An 18,869-nucleotide genomic window follows, 5' to 3' on the forward strand; every position below is an offset into this window, starting at 1 on the left:
TCCTTCGAAGCCTGCGCGGGCCACGGTCGGCCGGGATTTTCCCGGTCGCCCGCAGCGACGGCACAAGACGATCGCGCGGGCGATTGTATGGGAATCCGAAACCGCGACCGCTGCCGACATGAGGCGGGAAGAAACATGCTGGATCCGGGCGCTGCGGGCGAACGATCCGGACATTGGTTACAACAGGTTTCCGGCGTTCGGAACGCCGGGGGCGCGCATCTCATATTGAATGCGTGTGAGGGGGCAGAAGAATTGAGCTATGGAATTCGTCTGAAGGTTTCCGGCGATTACGGCCTGTTCACCAGGCCGGAAATGAAGGTGGAGCGCGTCACCTACGATGTGATCACGCCCTCGGCGGCGCGAGGCATCTTGGAGGCGATCCACTGGAAGCCCGCGATTCGCTGGATCGTCGACGCCATCCATGTGCTGGAGCCAATCCGCTTTCAGTCGATCCGCCGCAACGAAGTGGGCCACAAGGCGCCGGCCGGCAAGATCAGATCCGCGATGAAGCGCGGCGATCTGGCGGGCCTCGGCCAGCTGGTGGACGAGGACCGGCAGCAGCGCGCTTCCACCGTTCTGGTCAATCCGGCCTATGTGATCGAGGCGCATTTCGAGATGACCGGCAAGGCCGGGCCGGACGACAATGAGGGCAAGCATCTCGACATTTTCAACCGCCGCGCGGCGCGCGGGCAATGCTTTCATCAGCCTTGTCTCGGAACGCGGGAATTCGCAGCCCGCTTCGAACTGCTCGATCCCGCATCGCCGCTGCCGGCTGCCATCGAAGACAGCCGCGATCTCGGCTTCATGCTGTTCGACATCGACCACGGCGCCAGGGGCAGCCCCTCCATGTTCTTCAGGGCAAGGATGGAGAACGGCGTGGTGAGGGTGCCGCATCCGGCCTCGGCGGAGGTGCGCCGATGACCATCCTTTCCTCGCTGGCCCGCGCCTATGAGCGGCTGCCGGATGCGCCGCCTTACGGGTTCTCCTCGGAGAAGATCGGCTTCATCATCTCGCTGAATGAGGATGGCACAGTTGCCAATGTCATCGACTGGCGCGAGGGCGAGGGCAGGAAGGCCCGGCCAAGGCTGATGGCCGTGCCGCAGGCGGTGAAGCGCACGGCGGGAATCTCTCCAAACTTCCTGTGGGACAAGACATCCTATGTTCTGGGCGTGACTGCGGGCGAGGGGAAGCGCACCGCCGAAGAACACCGGGCCTTTGTCGAGAGGCATCTGGAGGCAATTGGCGATACCGAGGATGCCGGGTTGCGCGCGCTGCGCGCATTTCTGGAAAGCTGGCAGCCGGACAGTTTCATCGCACCCTTCTGGCCCGAAGAAATGAAGGACCAGAACGTGGTCTTCGCGCTGGAGAGCGAACGCCGCAGCGGCACATATCTGCATGATCGCTCGGCCGCGCGCGCGCTGTGGGCGCGGCTGGCGGAGGCAGGCGGCGATGCGCGTGGCGAGATCTGCCTCGTCAGCGGCGATGACAGCGCGATGGCGCGCCTGCATCCCTCGATCAAAGGGGTCTGGGGGGCGCAATCCTCCGGTGCGGCGCTGGTGTCCTTCAACCTCGATGCGTTCACCTCCTACGGCCACGAACAGGGCGACAACGCGCCAGTCTCGACCGCAGCAGCCTTTGCCTACACCACGGCCCTCAACCGTTTTCTGGAAAAAGACAGCGGGCATCGTATGCAGATCGGCGATGCCTCGACCGTGTTCTGGGCGGATGCGGCCGACCTCGATGCAGCCCGGCTTTCGGAAGCCTTGTTCGCCAGTTTTTATGACGGCAACGACACGGCGGCGAAGGAAGATGAGGAAAAAGCGGTTCGCGAGCGCGTGAGCGTGCAACTGGCCCGCATCCGCCAGGGCCTGCCGCTTTCGCAGGTCGATCCTGCCCTGACGAAGGATGTGCGCTTCTACATATTGGGGCTGGCGCCCAATGCGGCGCGCATTTCGGTGCGCTTCTTTTATGCCGACAGTTTCGGTGCGCTGGTGACGAATTACCAGAGGTTCATCGAAGACATGCGCATCGAGCCGCCTCCCCGTGAGGGGTATCCGGCGATCTGGCGCTACCTTCAGGAGACTGCGGTTCTGGGCAAGCGGGAGAACGTTCCGCCCAATCTGGCCGGCGAGTGGATGCGGGCCATTCTTTCCGGGAACCGCTTTCCGCTCACGCTGCTTTCAGCCGTTCTGACACGTATTCGCGCCGACGGGCGCATCGACGCGCTGCGGGCGTCGATGCTTCGCGGCCTGCTCATTCGCAATTTCAACAGGGAGGTACCGGTGGCATTCGACCCGGCGAACGAAAACAAGGGCTATCTGCTCGGACGGCTGTTCGCAGTCTATGAGCAGATTCAGGTCGCCGCGCTTGGCCGGAACCTGAACGCAGGCATCAGGGACAAATATTACGGCTCCGCCTCGGCGCAGCCGCGCAAGGTGTTCGCGCTGCTCGATAGCGGGGCGGTCAATCATCTTTCCAAGATCGGCAAGCAGCGCCCCGGCCAACGCGTCAATCTGGAAAAGCAGGTCGCGGCCATCATGGCCCTGATGTCGCCCGGCTCCGATCCTTTCCCCACCACGCTTGGCGCCGATGAGCAGGCGCTCTTCGGGCTCGGCTACTACCACCAGCGCAATGAATTTTTCAACAGGACGGATGCTGCCGTCGCTTCCGGAGAAGATGCATGACCGCAATTGCCAATCGTTATGACTTTGCCCTTGTGTTCGAGGTGGTGAACGGCAATCCGAACGGCGACCCCGATGCCGGCAATCTGCCGCGTCTCGATCCCGAGACCAACAACGGGCTGGTCACCGATGTCAGCCTGAAACGCAAGATCAGGAACTATGTCGAGCTGGCGCGCGAGGGCGTCGACGGGTTCCACATCTATGTGCAGGAAGGCGCGATCCTCAACGAAAAGCACCGAGAGGCTTACAAGGCGCTGCGTCCGGACGACGCGAAAGCGGCAAAGGATCCGAAGCTGAACCCGCGCGACGATGCCGAGGCGAAGGAGCTCACAGCATTCATGTGCCGGAACTTCTTCGACGTGCGCACCTTTGGCGCGGTGATGTCCACCGGCATCAATGCGGGACAGGTAAAGGGCCCGGTGCAACTCGGTTTCGCCCGCTCGGTGGAGCCGATCTGGCCGCTGGAAATCTCCATCACCCGCATGGCCGCCACCAACGAAGCGGAAAAGAAGAAGAGCGCCGAAGGCGATGATGGCGACGGACGCAGCGACAACCGCACCATGGGCCGCAAGCACATCGTGCCCTACGGGCTCTATGTCGCCCATGGCTTCATTTCGGCCAAGTTCGCGCAACGCACCGGCTTTTCTCAAAGCGACCTCGACCTGCTGTTCGAAGCGCTGACCACCATGTTCGAGCATGACCGTTCAGCGGCGCGCGGTGAAATGGCGACGCGCAAGCTGGTTGTGTTCAAACATGAGAATGAACTGGGCAACGCGCCGGCGCACACGCTGTTCGAACGCGTGCGCATCGGGCGCAATATTGACGGCGAGTTCCGCGAGATCGACAGCCGTCTCGACAACCAGCCGCCGGCGCGATCCTTCGCCGACTATGTGGTCGAGATCGACCGTGACAACCTTCCAGCCGGCGTCGAAATCATCGAACTGCTGTAGCCGGGCATCGGGCGGGGAGGGCGGCGCGATGACATCGGAAACGGAGCCGCTGCCACTCTCCGCTCTCCAGCACGCCGTTTACTGTTTGCGGCAGGCGGCGCTGATCCACATCGAGCGCATGTGGGCCGACAACCGCTTCACCGCCGAAGGGCATGTCATGCATGCCGTGGCGGACAAGGGCGGAGGCCGGAAGGTGCGGGGCACGCGCCGTGTCATGTCGCTTCCGCTGGCCTCGCGCCATCTGAATATAAGCGGGGTCGCGGATGTGGTTGAGTTCATCCCGTCTTCAGCTGGCGAGGTTCCGTTTCCTGTCGAGTACAAGCGCGGCAAGCCGAAGCTGCATCGCGCGGACGAGGTGCAACTCTGCGCGCAGGCGCTGTGCCTGGAGGAAATGACCGGCATGAGCGTGCCGGAAGGTGCGCTGTTCTATGGTGAAACGCGCCGGCGGGTGATCGTGCCTTTCGATGAGGAATTGCGGCGGCTGACACGGGACACCGTCGCCGCTCTGGCAAGCGTGTTCGCAGGCGGTGAAACCCTGCCGCCGACCCCGCATCGCAGCAGATGCCGTGCCTGTTCGCTTCTCTCCCTGTGCCGGCCGGACACGGTTGCAAGGCCCGTGCGGGCATGGCGCCGCCGCATGGTGGAGGCAAGCTGCGGGGAGGAGCGGACGCCATGAAAAAGCTGCTCAATACCGTTTACGTCACCACCGAAGGGGCGGCCCTGCGCAAGGATGGCGAAAATCTGGTGGCCGAAGTGGAGGGGGTGGAGCGCAACCGCGTGCCGCTGCACATGCTTTCCGGCGTGGTGGCGTTTGGGGCCATTCTCGTCTCGCCGGCGCTGATAGCCGCTCTTGCGGGCGCGGGAATCACCCTTACCCTCCTCGACCGCAACGGCCGCTTTCAGGCGCGTGTCGATGGGCCGACCACCGGCAATGTGCTGCTGCGCCGCGCCCAGTACCGGGCCTGCGAGGCGCCGGAAGACATCGTGCGCTCCTTTCTGGTCGGCAAGATGGCCAATCAGCGTGCGGTGCTGATGCGGGCATTGCGCGATTATGGCGAGGACTACGATGCCGCGGTGCGCCAGTCGATCGAGGCAGTCACCCGGCGTCTTGCGCAGATCATGCGGCGGGTGGAACTGGCCGACGAGCCCCTGGAGCGGTTGCGCGGTTGCGAAGGCGAGGCCGCCAATCTCTATTTTTCCGTCTTCGATCACCTCATCCGCTCGCCGGATGCCGAACTGCGCTGGCTTGGGCGCTCGCGGCGGCCACCGCTCGACCCGGTCAATGCGCTGCTTTCATTTCTCTATACGCTGCTGGTCCATGACTGCCGCTCGGCGCTGGAGACGGTGGGGCTGGACCCCGCCGCCGGCTTTCTTCACCGCGACAGGCCCGGACGGCCCAGTCTTGCGCTGGATCTGATGGAGGAATTGCGGCCGGTCATTGCCGACCGCCTGGCGCTGTCGCTCATCAATCGCCGCCAGTTGCGGGCCGGCGATTTTCAGGCGATGGACGGCGGTGCGGTGATCCTGCACGACGAGGCGCGGCGCCTGGTGCTGACAACATGGCAGGAGCGCAAACGCGAGGAGCGCACGCACCCGTTTCTGGGCGAAAAGGCGCCGCTGGGGCTGGTGCCCTATTTGCAGGCCCAGATGCTCTCGCGCCATCTGCGCGGCGACATCGATGCCTATCCGCCCTGGTTCTGGAAATAGGAGACCGCATGCTGGTTCTGGTGACATACGATGTCAGCATCACACAGGGCAACGGTCCCGCGCGGCTGCGGAGGGTCGCGAAAGCCTGCCGCGATTTCGGGCAGAGGGTGCAGTTTTCGGTCTTCGAGATCGAGGTCGACCCGGCCCAGTGGACGCGCCTGAAGGCGAGGCTGGAAAGCCTGATCGATCCCGAAACCGACAGCTTGCGCTTCTATCATCTTGGTGCAAACTGGCAGCGGCGCGTGGAACATGTCGGGGCAAAGCCTGCGGCCGACCTGAATGGACCGCTCATCGTCTGAATTCCCTTCCGCGCGCGAACCTCAAGCGTGCGCCGAAAACCCGGCAAGTTCGCACCGGACCCCGCTCTTTGAAATCGTTGATCAAAACAAGCGTCGCATTTTGCCTCGCTCCGGAAATTTGCAGCTCTGCTACCCGGTTCGCACAGTCCGCCGGGTTATCTGTTCATTATTCATGTCTTACAAGAACCCCGTCGCTCCCCTCGCGGGAGCGTGGATCGAAACTCTTGCAACTCATCCATGTAGAGCGTGCCGTCAGTCGCTCCCCTCGCGGGAGCGTGGATCGAAACCTTTCCTTTTCTGCCGGGCCAATCCCGGTCAGAGAGTCGCTCCCCTCGCGGGAGCGTGGATCGAAACCGCACCGTACCGGAACGAACACCGTATACGGTGGGTCGCTCCCCTCGCGGGAGCGTGGATCGAAACCCCCTCATCGCGGAAGTATTCGGCAGTCACATGCTGTCGCTCCCCTCGCGGGAGCGTGGATCGAAACACGCTTCCATGACGCTGGTGGTCAATATACTCGCGTCGCTCCCCTCGCGGGAGCGTGGATCGAAACGCGCGGCCGTTCGTATTCGCGAGGCTCTTATAGAAGTCGCTCCCCTCGCGGGAGCGTGGATCGAAACCGCCGTGACATGCTCAAGGCAAAGCTGGGCCCAATGTCGCTCCCCTCGCGGGAGCGTGGATCGAAACTTCCGTTTCGTGAAACAGAACATGCCAATGCGGGCGTCGCTCCCCTCGCGGGAGCGTGGATCGAAACACTCGTGGTTGCCTGCTATTTTGCAGGGCCGTGAGTCGCTCCCCTCGCGGGAGCGTGGATCGAAACTCTATCGATTGCACAAGGCGCTGTGCGTCTGATGGTCGCTCCCCTCGCGGGAGCGTGGATCGAAACCTTTTGGCACCAGCGGTTTTAACACTATCGTGAGGTCGCTCCCCTCGCGGGAGCGTGGATCGAAACCCGCAGGAGCGCTTTGCGCGACCCCTCCAAAGCCGTCGCTCCCCTCGCGGGAGCGTGGATCGAAACCAGATGGTCGAGCCCGGTGACGGTCGTGATCGCAGTCGCTCCCCTCGCGGGAGCGTGGATCGAAACTGTTTCACGAAACGGAAAAAGCGGTGCCGCTTGTGTCGCTCCCCTCGCGGGAGCGTGGATCGAAACCTCCATCATCCCGGTCATGCAGCCTCGGCTATCGTCGCTCCCCTCGCGGGAGCGTGGATCGAAACCGGCAAACAGCGCTCGCTTTCCCCATGGCGTGGCGGTCGCTCCCCTCGCGGGAGCGTGGATCGAAACTATCTCGGTTGAACGGCTCGAAGCCGTTGCCATCGTCGCTCCCCTCGCGGGAGCGTGGATCGAAACGCCTGTGGTCATGAAAACACCTCTTCGAGCTGCCGTCGCTCCCCTCGCGGGAGCGTGGATCGAAACGTGCCCATATCGGAAGCTCGCCCGTATACGGAACAGTCGCTCCCCTCGCGGGAGCGTGGATCGAAACACGCTTTCATGACGCTGGCGGTCAATATACACGGTCGCTCCCCTCGCGGGAGCGTGGATCGAAACAACCGCAGGGCCGGGCGACCCCATCGTGGGGCCGTCGCTCCCCTCGCGGGAGCGTGGATCGAAACGACGTGACCCGGTCGTGGTTGATTGCGACGCTGCAGTCGCTCCCCTCGCGGGAGCGTGGATCGAAACATATGCTCGGGCAATCTGTGCTCAGTGAGATCAAGTCGCTCCCCTCGCGGGAGCGTGGATCGAAACCCGAACAATCAACAGTCCCGGACGCTCTGAAGGTGTCGCTCCCCTCGCGGGAGCGTGGATCGAAACCCGTCGAACGGCTCGAAGCCGTTGCCGTCCGCGCGTCGCTCCCCTCGCGGGAGCGTGGAGGTGACGTTCTCGGCTTCCGCGACGAAGCAATGGGTACAGGGCTCGCCCTCGCTGGCGCCCTTCAACGGCACGGCGGCGATGCGATGGACGGGACTGGAGGCTCGACCTGTTCTGCCGAAGAGCCGCTGATCGGCCGGGTGTAGATTGCCACCAGCCGCATGGCCCTGAACAAGGTGCCGGGCGGAGGATGGAACGGCCATGGCGGCGCCTCCACGCCCAAGGTCCCGACACTGGTATCGGTTCGCGTTTGCGCCGATCCGCCGGCGCGATTGCCGGGAGCGTTGCAGCGAAGTGATCGACAGGTCTTTCCCGGCATCTCGACCCGCTGCCCCGCTTTGCCGCGGCAGGTCCGGTATCAGGACGTTTCCTGCTCATGCAGGGCGGCGCATCTGGCCAGCCATGTGTGGATGGCCTTCAGCGCCTCCGGTTCGTCAAGAAACGGGATGTGGCCGCGGTCCGGCACTTCGGCGCGGATCAGGTCGGGCCGGCGGCGCTGCATCTCGCCGGCCGTATCGCGCGACAGCACGTCGGAATTGGCGCCACGCACCAATGCCAGCGGCAGGCCCGCACAAGCGTCGAACAGCGGCCATGCATCGGCCAGCGGCTCCGACATCGCCCGGTGGAAACCGATGCGCAGGGCGGGATCGTAGGGCAGGTCGAGGCCGTCCCCGGTCTGGACGAAGTGGCGAACCGCCTCTTCCTCCCATCTGGGGGCTGGAACGTTGCGAAAGCCGGGATTGGCGGCCGGGCTGCGGTCGACCGCCTCCTGCAGCGTGCGGACGGCTGGCTTCACACCGAGATAGGTGGCGATCCGCGCCAGCCCCTCCTTCTCGAGAACCGGTCCGACATCGTTGAAGCAGATGCCGGCTATGCGCGCGGGCGCGATGGCGGCCATCGCCATGGCCAGCAGCCCGCCGCGCGAAGCGCCGATGACGGCAGCCCGCCCGATGCCCAGATGGTCGAGCAGCGCCAGAGCATCCTGCGCCTCCTGCGCGACCGTATAGGTCTCCGGGTCGGCCCGGTCGGAACCGCCGCGCCCCCGGCTGTCCAGCCGGATCAGCCGCACGCTGTCCCCGATATGACGCGCCAGGTAGTCGAAGTCGCGCCCGTCCCGCGTCAGTCCCGCAAGACATAGCACGGGCAGGCCGCTGCCCTCGTCCCTGTAGGCCAGCCGCGTGCCGTCGCCCGCGCGGAAACTTCCCCTCGTCATGGTCCGGCCGTTCCTCCTCAGCCCCGGATAGTCGAAGAATCCCTTGCCGGTCTTGCGGCCCAGCCAGCCGGCATGGACCATCTGCTTCAGAAGCGGACTTGGCCGGCATTTCGGATCGTCGAACCCCTGGCGGGAAGTTTCCACGATGTTCAGCACCACGTCCAGCCCGATGAGGCTGCCCGGTGCCAGTGGCCCCATCGGGTGATTGATGCGGGCATCATCATGCTGTCGATATCCTGCGGCGTGGCGACGCCTTCATGGGCGCAGTTGATCGCCTCGTTGATGAAAGGGACGAGCAGGCGGTTGACGACGAAGCCATCGCCGTCGCTGGAGGCGTGCGGGCTCTTGCCGATGGCGCGGGCGAGTTCGGTGACGGCTTCGGTCCCCGCGTCCGCCAGCGCGCGCTTCTTCACTTGCCCGGCAAGGCTGGATTCGATGACGGCACGCCCGCGTTTGAGCGCGGCTGCGGACAGGTCCTGCATGCCCCCCCCGGCGACAACCGGTCACGGCAAAGCATTGCGCGATGCCGTTGCCATCGTGCCGGCGACGATCAGGGTTGGGGCCGTAGCCGCGCGTATATCGTCCACCGGTACGGATGGGGCATGAGCGCTCCGCCTTGCATTCGCGAGGCTTCCCCGGGCGCCGTCACGGCTCCAGCCAGTTGCGGATGAGCGCTCATCCGGATCGGAAAACTCATGGCCGCAGTCGACCATATGAGCTTCGACCCGCGCGCCAGCCCGACACAGCGGAAAGATCGGCTGGAGGAGGTGCGTCCAGCACCGGCATGGCGCGCATCAGGACGGCCCGGCAGCGCGCCCCGGCACCCGCGGGGCGGGTGCTTGCAGGGCATTGCGTGTAAGGAACCGGCCTTCCCGTCGATCCGGAGAGCTACCGCCAGAAGCGTTTTGCATCGACGAATGCATCATGGGCTTGCGCGGCTTCGATACGGTGCCGGCAATCCATCAGTATTTCTGCGGGACGTAGAGCTCCTTCGGCAGTGTCGCCCGCTCGTATCCGGGATTGAAGACACGGTCGGGCAGGGTGATTTCCTCGTGCGGCACCGGGGTGACGGGATTTGCCGGAGGAGGTGGTCGATGCAGTTGAGGCGCGCCCGCTTCTTGTCGTTGCCTTCGACGATGTACCAGGGCGCTTCGGCAATGCCGGTGCGCTCGAACATCTCTTCCTTCGCCTTGGTCTACTGCTCCCAGCGCACGCGCGACCGCAAATCCATGGGTGACAGCTTCCACTGCTTCATCGGGTCGTGGATGCGCATCATGAAGCGCATCTGCTGCTCCTCGTCGGTGGTCGAGAACCAGTATTTGACCAGCCGTATGCCCGAGCGCAACAGCATGCGCTCGAATTCGGGAACGTCGTCGAAGAACTCCTCCACCTGTTCGGGGGTGGCGAAGCCCATCACGCGCACGATAGCGGGTTGAGCGGCTGGGTGATGCGCTTGATGACGCCGCCCTTTCCGGCGGAATCGCGCCCCTCGAACAGCACGACGATCTTCTCCCCGGTGTGCGACACCCAGTCCTGCAACTTGATCAGTTCCGACTGAAGCCGGATCAGCTCCCGGAAACAGGTCTGGCGGTCGAGGGATTCGGGATGCGCCTTCCTGTAGATTTTCGCCAGCTCGGCCGAAAGCGCGGGTTCCCACAGTTCGAGCTCGTAGTCCTCGTCGAGCGTGTCTTCCAGTTCGGCCCTGAGCCAGGCCACCGCTTCCCCTGGACGTCTCGGCGTATACGATCGACGCCTGCAAGCCATGGCGTCAAACCGCGGGCCCGCGGCCGAGGGTGTAGAACTCGTCGTTCGGGCGCATGCTGGCGACGTTGGCAAGGCGGTTGGACATGCCGAAGAACGCGGTGATGGCGGCGATGTCCCAGATGTCCGCCTCATCGAAGCCGTGTGAACCGAGCGTGTCGAAATCGGCGTCGCCGACCTCGAAGGCGGCGTTCGAGACCTTCATGGCGAAGTCCAGCATGGCCTTCTGGCGCGGCGTTATGTCGGCCTTCCGGTAATTGATCGCCACCTGATCCGCGAGCAGCGGGTCCTTCGCCCGCACACGCAGGATCGCGCCATGGGCGATGACGCAATACTGGCACCGGTTTGCGGCGCTGGTCGCCACCACGATCATCTCCCGCTCGGCCTTTGTAAGGTTGCCGGGCCTGTCCATCAGGGCGTCGTGATAGGCCATGAAGGCGCGGAATTCGTCCGGGCGATGGGCAAGCGCCAGAAACACGTTGGGAATGAAGCCGGACTTCTCGTGCACCTCGGTGATGCGCGCGGCAATATCTTCGGGAAGGTCCTCCAGCACCGGAACCGGAAAACGGCTGATCGACTTGCCGGTCATGATTGTCTCCTTGAAGCATCTCGTCCCGAAGCGGGAACCGGTTTCCAGAGCCCCCGTCTCACGATTGCCGGGCCCGGCTGTGCGAGCCGAAACGCTCCTGGCTGAGGGCGGCCGCCATCAGGGCCTTTGTGTAGCTTTCGCGGGGGCTGTCGAAGACCTGCGCGGTGTCGCCCTGCTCGACGATCTTTCCCCCCTTCATCACGATGACGTAGTCCGAAACGGCGCGGACCACCGCCATGTCGTGGCTGATGAACAGGTAGGACAGCCCGTTTTCGGCCTGCAGGTCGCGCAGTAGGGCGACGATCTGCTTCTGCACCGAGCGGTCGAGCGCGCTGGTCGGCTCGTCGAGCACGATGACGCGAGGTTTCAGGATCATGGTGCGGGCGATGGCGATGCGCTGGCGCTGGCCGCCGGAGAATTCGTGCGGATAGCGGTTGCGCATCGCCGGATCGAGGCCGACCTCCTTCAGCGCCTGCTGGGCGCGCCGGTCGCGCTCCTTCGCCGGCAGTTCCGGTTCGTGGATCAGCAGGCCCTCGGTTATGATGCGGCCCACCGTCATGCGCGGGCTGAGCGAGCCGAACGGGTCCTGAAACACCAGTTGCAGCTCCCGCCGCTTCGGGCGCATGACCTGCCTGTCGCGCGGCAGCTCCTTGCCGAGATAGGCGATGCGGCCATCGCAATCCATCAGCCGCAGCAGCGCGCGGCCCAGCGTCGATTTGCCCGAGCCGGATTCGCCGACGATGCCGATCGTCTGCCCCTGCCTCAGGGTGAGCGACACGTCGTCCACGGCGGTCAGGTATTCGGCGGGGCCGAACCATGGTTTGTGGATGAGGAACTTCACCTTCACATGGTCGGCCCGGATGAGCTCCCGCGCCGTCTCGCCGGGCGGCGGCTTGGTGCCTTCCGGTTCGGCGTCGAGCAGCATCCTGGTGTAGGGATGTTCCGGCGCGGAAAAGAGCCGCTCCGTCGCACCGGTCTCGACCACCTCGCCGGAGCGCATCACATAGACGCGGTCGGCGAAGCGCCGCACGATGCCCAGATCGTGGGTGATGAAGACAACAGCCATGCCAAGGCGTTTCTGGAGATCGGCCAGAAGGTCGAGGATCTGCGCCTGAATGGTGACGTCGAGGGCCGTGGTCGGCTCGTCCGCGATCAGTATGTCCGGCTCGTTCGCCAGAGCCATGGCGATCATGACGCGCTGGCGCTGGCCGCCGGAAAGCTCGTAGGGGTAGCTGTCGATGCGCCGCTCCGGATCGGGAATGCCCACGAGCTTCAGAAGTTCGAGGATGCGTGGTCGCGCCGCCTTCCTGCTCAGGCCGCGATGGTAGCGCAGCGGTTCGGCAAGCTGGTCGCCAATGCGGTAGAGCGGGTCGAGCGAGGTCATCGGCTCCTGGAAGATCATGGTGATCCTGGCGCCGCGAATCCGGTTCAGCTGCTTTTCCGGCATGCCGATCAGGTCCTGCCCGCGATAGAGCGCCTGTCCGCTCGCCTGTCCGTTCTTCGCCAGAAGGCCCATCATCGCCATGGTGGCCTGGCTTTTGCCGGAGCCGGACTCGCCCACGACGGCGATCGTCTCGCCCGCCCGCACTTCCAGGTCGATGCCGCGCACCGCCTCGACAGGTCCGTCGTTGGTGTCGAAGGTCACGCGCAGGTCGCGTACGCTCAGGATGGTTTCCTTCGTCATCTCAGCGGTCCTTCGGGTCGAGGCTGTCGCGCAGGCCGTCGCCAAGGAAATTCAGGGCGAACAGGATGACGGTGAGGGTGGCCGCCGGCCACACGAGCTGCCAGCTTGCGCCGCGCATGTTCTGGGCGCCCTCGGAGATCAGCAGGCCGAGCGAGGTCAGCGGGTCCTGCACGCCAAGGCCGAGGAAGGACAGGAGGCTTTCCAGCAGGATCGCCTTCGGCACCAGTAGCGTCACGAACACGATGACGGGGCCGAGCGCGTTGGGGATGATGTGGCGGGTGATGATGCCGCGCCGCGTCGCGCCGAGCGCTTCCGCCGCCTGCACGAACTCCTGCCGCTTGAGGCTGAGCGTCTGCCCGCGCACGATGCGCGCCATGTCCAGCCATTCCGTCGCGCCGATGGCGATGAAGATGATGAAGATGGAGCGCCCGAAGAACACCAGCATCAGGATGACGAAGAAGATGAAGGGCAGCGAATAGAGAATGTCGACAAGCCGCATCATCACATTGTCGACGCGGCCGCCGAGATAGCCGGAAACCGCGCCGTAGGACACGCCGAGCACCAGCGCCATCGCGGAAGCCAGCAGGCCGATGGCCAGCGACATGCGCACGCCGATGAAGATGCGCGTCATCATGTCCCGGCCCAGATTGTCGGTGCCGAGCAGGAAGTAGTTGCGCGTCACGCTCAGCGTGAGCCGGCCCGAAAGCCCGTCTTCGGCAAGCTCGATCTTCGGATTGCCGAACAGGTCGGAGCGTTGGAAGTAGCGCAGCACGCGCTCGTCCGTGGGGCGCTGCGCCGTGAAATCGACGACGACGTCGTTGCCCGATATCTCCGGCTCCCCGGACGCGGCAAGGCGGGCGCGCGCCAGCTCGCGCTCGAGGCCGGGCAGGATCGTGTCGGCGCGCGGATAAGCCTCGAGGCTGGGGGCGACGCGCACGAATTGCGGATAGATCTTGTCGTAGGGATGGGGGCTGATCATCGGCCCGAATATTCCGGCAAGGGTGAACAGGAGCAGCACCAGCGCGCTTGCCACCGCCGCCCTGTTCCTGCGCAGGCGCAGCCATGCGTCCTGCCAGAGCGAGCGGCCGGCAACCGTGGTGTACTGCTGTGCGGGCATGGTCGGGTCCACGTCAGTCATAGCGAACCCTCGGGTCGAGCCAGGCATAGAGAAGGTCGACGATCAGGTTGAAGACCACGACGAAGATCGAGATCACCACCACCGTGCCCATGACCAGCGTGTAGTCGCGGCTGAGCGCGCCCTGCACGAAGTAGCGGCCGATGCCGGGAATGCCGAAGATGGTTTCCACCACCACCGAGCCGGTCAGCAGGGCGGCGGCGGTGGGGCCGAGATAGGAAATGGCGGGCAGCAGGGCGGCGCGCAGCGCATGCACGCCCACGACCACGCGCGCCGGCAGGCCATAGGCGCGGGCTGTGCGCACATGGTTGGCGCGCAGCGCCTCGATGGTCGCCCCGCGCACCAGGCGCGCGATGACGCCGACCTGCGGCAGGGCGAGCGTCAGCACCGGCAGGATCCAGTAGCTGATGTTGGCGGAGGACCAGCCGCCGGCCGGAACCCAGCCCAGGATCACCCCGAACAGCAGGCTGAGCAGCGGCGCCACGACGAAATTCGGGGTGGTGATGCCGAAGGTGGCGAGCGCCACGACGAAATAGTCGATGGACGAATTCTGCTTCAGCGCGGCAAGCGTGCCGAGCCCGGTGCCGATGACGGCGGCCAGCGCCAGGCCGAGGCTGCCGAGCATGATCGACACCGGCAGGCCGGAGGCGAAGAGGTCGTTCACGGTGAAGTCGCGCCGCGTGAAGCTCGGGCCGAGATCGCCGTGCAGCAGGTTGCCGAGATAGATCAGATACTGCCGCCACAGCGGGGCATCCATGTTGTAGGCCCGCTTGAGGTTTTCCAGGATGAGCGGGTCGATGGGGCGCTCGAGATCGAAGGGACCGCCCGGCGCCAGCCGGATCAGGAAGAAGGTGAGCGTTACGATGATGAAGACCGTGGGTATCGCGCCACCCAGTCGTCGGAGCGTGTAGCCGAGCATGACCTCTCCTGCGCCTGCCGGCCCCGGGCGCCTCGCCGGCCCGCGAGAACATCGCTTGCCATGCAATCCCGGAAACGCAAGGCCGGCTTTGCTGCACAATGCGAAGGGGGCCGTCCCGACGGCACGGCCCCCGGCGGAAAGCTTACTGTTTCAGCGAAAGCCAGCGTGTCTTGTGAACGTCCATCAGGTTGTCGTTCCAGCCTTCGACATTGCCGGCAACGAGGGCGCGCGACGAGTAGTAGAGGATCGGAATGTTCGCCATTTCGGCGAGCAGGACCTTCTCGGCCTCGGCCAGAACCCCGGCGCGTTCCCCGAGATCGATGGTCTTTTCGGCCTTGGCCATCAGCCCGTCGTAAGTCTCGTTCTTCCACTTGGAATAGTTGAAGCTGACATTGCCCTGGCTGATGTAGAGGAAGTTCTGCGGGTCGTTGTAGTCGCCGATCCAGCCTGCCCGGGCGATATCGAAGGGGCCGTCCTCACGCAGGAAGTTGAAGTAGGTGGCGCCTTCGGTTTCGTTGAGCGTGGCCTTGATGCCGATATTGCCGATCTGGTCGGCAATCGCGGCCATGGTGTTCTTGTTGTTCTCGGACGTGTTGTAGAGCAGCTCGACCGAGAGCGAGCCTTCGGCGACGCCGGCTTCCGTCAGAAGCTCCCTGGCCTTGTCCTCACGCTCCAGCATGTCGTCGGAATAGTCGAGCTTCGGCGCGTCCTTCACATAGTTGGCAATGCCGGGCGGCACCATCGAATAGCCCGGCAGCATGGTGCCCTGCCAGACCTGTTCGGCGATGAACTCGCGGTCGATGACGAGCGAGATCGCCTGGCGCACGCGCGGGTCCTTCAGCTTGCTGTCGGCGGCCTTGCCCTTGACCGGCAGGTAGTAGACGCCGAGATAGGGCGCGAGGCGGAACTCGGCGGCGAGGTTCTTTTTCACATAGTCCATCTGTTCGGCAGGCACGTCGGAACAGATCTGGACTTCCCTGGCCTCGAAGCGGCGCATGCAGCTCGCGCGGTCCTCGAACGGTATCCAGTTGACGGTGTCGATGCTGACCTGATCCGCGTCGTAATAGTGCGGATTCTTCTTCATCACGATCTTGTCGTTGGGTGTGAAGCTTTCCAGCATGTAGGCGCCGTTGGTGACCATCTTGCCGGGGGTTGTGAACCTGTCGCCGTTTTCCTCGACGCTCTTGCGATGCAGCGGCAGGCCGGTCTGGTGGGTCAGAAGCTCGATGAAGTAGGGGGCCGGTGCATTCAGCGTGATCCTGAGCGTGTGGTCGTCGACGGCCTCGACGCCCAGTTCCTCGAGCGGCTTCTTGCCGCCGGCGATGTCCTCGGCGTTCTGGATGATGAACAGCATGCTGGCGTAGCCGGCGGCGGTCTTCGGGTCCATCAGGCGGCGGAAGGTGAACTGGAAGTCGCCGGCCGTCACCGGGTCGCCGTTCGACCATTTGGCGTCTTCACGCAGATGGAAGGTGTAGACGGTGCCGGAATCGGAAATGTCCCAGGACTTGGCCACGCCGGGAACGGCCTCGCCATTGGCGTCCTGGATGGTCAGGCCGTCATAGAGGTCGCGCAGCACATTGCCTTCCGAGATGGTGGAGGTGCGGTGATGGTCGAGCGTCGCCGGATCGGTGTCGTTGCCGCGGTTGAGAACCACCTCGGCCGAGGCAGCGCCTGCAAGCGCGACAAGGCCCACACTCGCCAGCAGAAGTTTGCGATACATGTTGAACTCCTCCTCTGAAATTCATGAAATGGATTGCATAGTAGGAATAAGCCCGGCCGGTGGACAAGTCGAATTGCCATGTTATTTCCAGGTTTGAAGGACAATCTGGCCGGCAGCCGATGGATGCGGTGCCCGCACGGACCTGCGAATTGGCGGCGAAAAGGCCCGGATTGGCGCGTTTGCGGATGTTTGCGCCGGCTGGAACGGCTCTTCAGGCCACCTTCTAAGACCATAGTCGCATGAGACGCGGATTACGCACTTACATAGCGTGCAATGCTGCACTATGATCCGGCGTCGCCATTTGCTCGGGAGGAACAGATGGTAGCCAGCATTACGAAGCGGGACTGGGAAGAGTTCATGGCCGTAGGGCGTGTTCCTCTCAGCGTACGCGAACTTGTGCTTCAAAGCTGGCAGCGCAGCGCCGGCAACGGCATAACCGGTCTCAAGAGCGCGCCGAAGCTCGGCGACAGCGAACTCATGGCCCGCCGCCGGGAAGCCCGCCGGCTGCGCCACGGCGCGCGCACGGCGCTTCAGAAAGCCGGCTATCTGCTCAACCACACCGGCAACATGCTGCTTTTGTGCAACGACAGGGGTGTGGTGCTCGATGTCGCCGGCGACGAGGCCACGCAGGCGCGGGGCCGCGAGAATCATCTCCATGTCGGCGGGCGCTGGAACGAATCCTCGATCGGCACCAACGCCATCGGCACCGCCATCCATCTGCGCCGGCCCATGCAGGTCAGCAGCGTCGAGCATTTTTGCGAGGAAATCCATCGCTGGAACTGCGCGGCCACGCCGATCACCGATCCCGCCGACGGCAGGCTGCTCGGCGTCGTCGACATTTCCTGGCCCAATGACGTCGAACAGATGAATGCGGCAGCGCTTTCGGCCACGCTGGCGTTGCAGATCGAGGCCGACCTCGGACGCAACTACGCCATGGAGCGGGAGAAGCTGGTGGAGCGCCTGCACATGCGCAGGCCGCGGCTCGGTTCCGACCCCGTTCTGGTGCTGGACCGCGCGGGCCGCGACGTCTTCGCAACCGAGGATTTCCGCCGTCTGTGCGATGACAACGACGCACTCGATTCCCTGCGCGCCCGCATTCCCGATCTGATGGGGCGGATGCCCGGCGACATCGCCGAAGCGCTGTCGGGTTCCCTTCCGGGAGCCGATCTGGAAGTCATTGCCGAGGGCGAGGACGCCGTGGGCGTCATGCTCTCGCTGCGGCGCAGGCGCCCCGTGCCGGTCAGCCATGGAGCCGATCTCGACAAGATCGGCTCCATCGGCCCGGTGACGTTCGAGCTGTGCGGCCGGGCCCAGCGCCTTGCCGGCGTGCACATCCCCATCCTCATCGAAGGCGAGACCGGAACCGGAAAGACCTTCCTCGCGCAGGCCATCCATCGCGCCAGCCCGCAGGCGGGAGGCAGCTTCGAGATGCTGGACTGCTCGACGCTGACCGCGCAGGCGCTGCGCGAGGACCTCGCGCGCGAGACAAGGCGGTCCGCCATGCTGGAGCAGCTTGCCGAGAGCGGCGGCGCGCTCTGCCTCGACCGTCCGGGCGCCACGCCGCCGGAGGCGCAGAAGCTGCTGCTCAGCCTGCTGGAGCAGGTCAGCGCGCGGGCGCGCACCGGCATCAAGCTGTTGTCGCTGTCGTCGACCCCGCTCTACGAAGCCATGCAGGAGGGCAGGTTCCGCGGCGACCTCTACTACCGGCTGGCCGGCGCGCGGCTGGTGATACCGCCGCTGCGCGAACGGCGGCAGGAGATCGTTCCGTCGCTGAACATGATCGCCGCCCGCCATGCCCGCACCACGGGCGGCCGCGAGCTGCGCTTCACCTCCGGCGCGCTCGGGGTGCTGGCGGCCTATCGCTGGCCGGGAAACCTGCTGGAAATGTCCAATATGGTGGCGGCGCTCGACGCCCTGTCGCCGAGCGGCCTGATCGACGAGAGGAACCTGCCGCCCGAGATGCTGAACCAGTCCGCAAACCGCGAGGACCATACGCTGCGCGGCTCGGAAAAGGCCGAAATCCTCGAAGCGGTCGAGCTGTCGGGCGGCAACCTCACCGAGGCGGCCCGGCGGCTGGGCATCGCGCGCTCCACCCTCTACCTCAAGCTCGACAGCTACGGCATCGCCCGTCCGCGCAGAAGCTGAGCCGGATCGCCGTGCGTCCGTCCGGACGCACGAAGAACGATCCAGGCCATTGATAGAGCACCGGAATCGCCGGAAGCCGGATTCGACTTTCCGGGCCCATGCCTTAGGCACGAAACCCAATCAGGATGTTGATTGGTTTAAGCTTTCATGATTCAAGCTGGAAAACGCTGGAGTTTGGATCATGGCAGGAGAGTTCTGG

13 protein-coding genes, 2 pseudogenes and 1 CRISPR repeat array are annotated in these 18,869 nt (G+C 64.7%); of the genes and pseudogenes, 7 read left to right on the forward strand and 8 right to left on the reverse strand.

What is annotated here, in order from left to right:
* Positions 1-252: 252 nt before the first annotated feature.
* The 6 genes from cas5c to cas2 are packed head-to-tail and all read left to right on the forward strand — an operon-like array spanning position 253 to position 5,637.
* Positions 253-921: a type I-C CRISPR-associated protein Cas5c gene (gene cas5c / locus DES43_RS07615; protein WP_035026872.1), complete on the forward strand. Its 669-nt coding sequence runs from the start codon at positions 253-255 to the stop codon at positions 919-921.
* Positions 918-2,684, forward strand: coding sequence for a type I-C CRISPR-associated protein Cas8c/Csd1 (cas8c, locus tag DES43_RS07620; protein ID WP_035026870.1), 1,767 nt, complete (start codon positions 918-920; stop codon positions 2,682-2,684). Before cas5c ends, cas8c begins: the two co-directional genes overlap by 4 nt.
* Positions 2,681-3,631, forward strand: a complete 951-nt coding sequence (gene cas7c, locus DES43_RS07625) for a type I-C CRISPR-associated protein Cas7/Csd2 (protein ID WP_133674878.1) — start codon at positions 2,681-2,683, stop codon at positions 3,629-3,631. Before cas8c ends, cas7c begins: the two co-directional genes overlap by 4 nt.
* Positions 3,632-3,659: 28 nt before the next feature.
* Positions 3,660-4,307, forward strand: coding sequence for a CRISPR-associated protein Cas4 (cas4, locus tag DES43_RS07630; RefSeq protein WP_035026866.1), 648 nt, complete (start codon positions 3,660-3,662; stop codon positions 4,305-4,307).
* On the forward strand, positions 4,304-5,338 hold the full coding sequence (gene cas1c, locus DES43_RS07635) for a type I-C CRISPR-associated endonuclease Cas1c (protein ID WP_035026864.1): 1,035 nt from the start codon (positions 4,304-4,306) through the stop codon (positions 5,336-5,338). The genes cas4 and cas1c overlap by 4 nt, the downstream gene beginning before the upstream one ends.
* Before the next feature lie 8 nt (positions 5,339-5,346).
* On the forward strand, positions 5,347-5,637 hold the full coding sequence (gene cas2 / locus DES43_RS07640) for a CRISPR-associated endonuclease Cas2 (RefSeq protein ID WP_035026862.1): 291 nt from the start codon (positions 5,347-5,349) through the stop codon (positions 5,635-5,637).
* Between the two features lie 190 nt (positions 5,638-5,827).
* Positions 5,828-7,513: direct repeats of the CRISPR family, unit length 32 nt; unit sequence GTCGCTCCCCTCGCGGGAGCGTGGATCGAAAC.
* A 349-nt stretch (positions 7,514-7,862) separates the two neighbouring features.
* Here cas2 and DES43_RS22845 read toward each other — a convergent pair.
* From DES43_RS22845 to DES43_RS07680, 8 genes and pseudogenes are all read right to left on the reverse strand, one after another.
* Positions 7,863-8,798, reverse strand: a complete 936-nt coding sequence (locus tag DES43_RS22845; protein ID WP_425359063.1) for an alpha/beta fold hydrolase — start codon at positions 8,796-8,798, stop codon at positions 7,863-7,865.
* Positions 8,799-8,804: 6 nt separating this feature from the next.
* Positions 8,805-9,199: pseudogene (locus DES43_RS07650) on the reverse strand (3-hydroxyacyl-CoA dehydrogenase family protein); the annotation flags it as partial.
* 480 nt (positions 9,200-9,679) lie between these two features.
* A pseudogene (locus tag DES43_RS07655) lies at positions 9,680-10,481 on the reverse strand (polyphosphate kinase 2 family protein).
* Positions 10,482-10,485: 4 nt separating this feature from the next.
* A complete protein-coding gene (locus DES43_RS07660) occupies positions 10,486-11,067 on the reverse strand; it encodes a peroxidase-related enzyme (protein WP_035026859.1) in 582 nt (193 codons plus the stop codon).
* 58 nt (positions 11,068-11,125) lie between these two features.
* Positions 11,126-12,751 (reverse strand): ABC transporter ATP-binding protein, encoded by a 1,626-nt coding sequence (locus DES43_RS07665; protein WP_035026857.1) that lies wholly within the window; start codon positions 12,749-12,751, stop codon positions 11,126-11,128.
* A 1-nt stretch (position 12,752) separates the two neighbouring features.
* On the reverse strand, positions 12,753-13,868 hold the full coding sequence (locus DES43_RS07670) for an ABC transporter permease (protein WP_425352089.1): 1,116 nt from the start codon (positions 13,866-13,868) through the stop codon (positions 12,753-12,755).
* A gap of 13 nt (positions 13,869-13,881) precedes the next feature.
* Complete coding sequence (locus DES43_RS07675; protein ID WP_035026853.1) at positions 13,882-14,805, reverse strand: ABC transporter permease; 924 nt, start codon at positions 14,803-14,805, stop codon at positions 13,882-13,884.
* 142 nt (positions 14,806-14,947) lie between these two features.
* Positions 14,948-16,525 (reverse strand): peptide ABC transporter substrate-binding protein, encoded by a 1,578-nt coding sequence (locus DES43_RS07680; RefSeq protein WP_035026851.1) that lies wholly within the window; start codon positions 16,523-16,525, stop codon positions 14,948-14,950.
* 318 nt (positions 16,526-16,843) lie between these two features.
* Here DES43_RS07680 and DES43_RS07685 point away from each other — a divergent pair, with 318 nt between their 5' ends.
* A complete protein-coding gene (locus tag DES43_RS07685) occupies positions 16,844-18,670 on the forward strand; it encodes a sigma-54-dependent Fis family transcriptional regulator (RefSeq protein ID WP_035027060.1) in 1,827 nt (608 codons plus the stop codon).
* Positions 18,671-18,869 lie beyond the last annotated feature (199 nt).

It is taken from the genome of Aquamicrobium defluvii, assembly GCF_004363725.1.
GTDB classification, from domain to species: Bacteria; Pseudomonadota; Alphaproteobacteria; order Rhizobiales; family Rhizobiaceae; genus Mesorhizobium; species Mesorhizobium defluvii.

What these genes read in the sequence shown, in the direction of transcription:
- DES43_RS22845 (WP_425359063.1), bottom strand. Translation starts at nt 8,798, where the DNA reads ATGGTCCATGCCGGCTGGCTGGGCCGCAAGACCGGCAAGGGATTCTTC.
- DES43_RS07685 (WP_035027060.1), top strand. Translation starts at nt 16,844, where the DNA reads ATGGTAGCCAGCATTACGAAGCGGGACTGGGAAGAGTTCATGGCCGTA.
- DES43_RS07665 (WP_035026857.1), bottom strand. Translation starts at nt 12,751, where the DNA reads ATGACGAAGGAAACCATCCTGAGCGTACGCGACCTGCGCGTGACCTTC.
- cas4 (WP_035026866.1), top strand. Translation starts at nt 3,660, where the DNA reads ATGACATCGGAAACGGAGCCGCTGCCACTCTCCGCTCTCCAGCACGCC.
- cas7c (WP_133674878.1), top strand. Translation starts at nt 2,681, where the DNA reads ATGACCGCAATTGCCAATCGTTATGACTTTGCCCTTGTGTTCGAGGTG.
- DES43_RS07675 (WP_035026853.1), bottom strand. Translation starts at nt 14,805, where the DNA reads ATGCTCGGCTACACGCTCCGACGACTGGGTGGCGCGATACCCACGGTC.
- DES43_RS07680 (WP_035026851.1), bottom strand. Translation starts at nt 16,525, where the DNA reads ATGTATCGCAAACTTCTGCTGGCGAGTGTGGGCCTTGTCGCGCTTGCA.
- DES43_RS07660 (WP_035026859.1), bottom strand. Translation starts at nt 11,067, where the DNA reads ATGACCGGCAAGTCGATCAGCCGTTTTCCGGTTCCGGTGCTGGAGGAC.
- DES43_RS07670 (WP_425352089.1), bottom strand. Translation starts at nt 13,868, where the DNA reads ATGCCCGCACAGCAGTACACCACGGTTGCCGGCCGCTCGCTCTGGCAG.
- cas1c (WP_035026864.1), top strand. Translation starts at nt 4,304, where the DNA reads ATGAAAAAGCTGCTCAATACCGTTTACGTCACCACCGAAGGGGCGGCC.
- cas8c (WP_035026870.1), top strand. Translation starts at nt 918, where the DNA reads ATGACCATCCTTTCCTCGCTGGCCCGCGCCTATGAGCGGCTGCCGGAT.
- cas2 (WP_035026862.1), top strand. Translation starts at nt 5,347, where the DNA reads ATGCTGGTTCTGGTGACATACGATGTCAGCATCACACAGGGCAACGGT.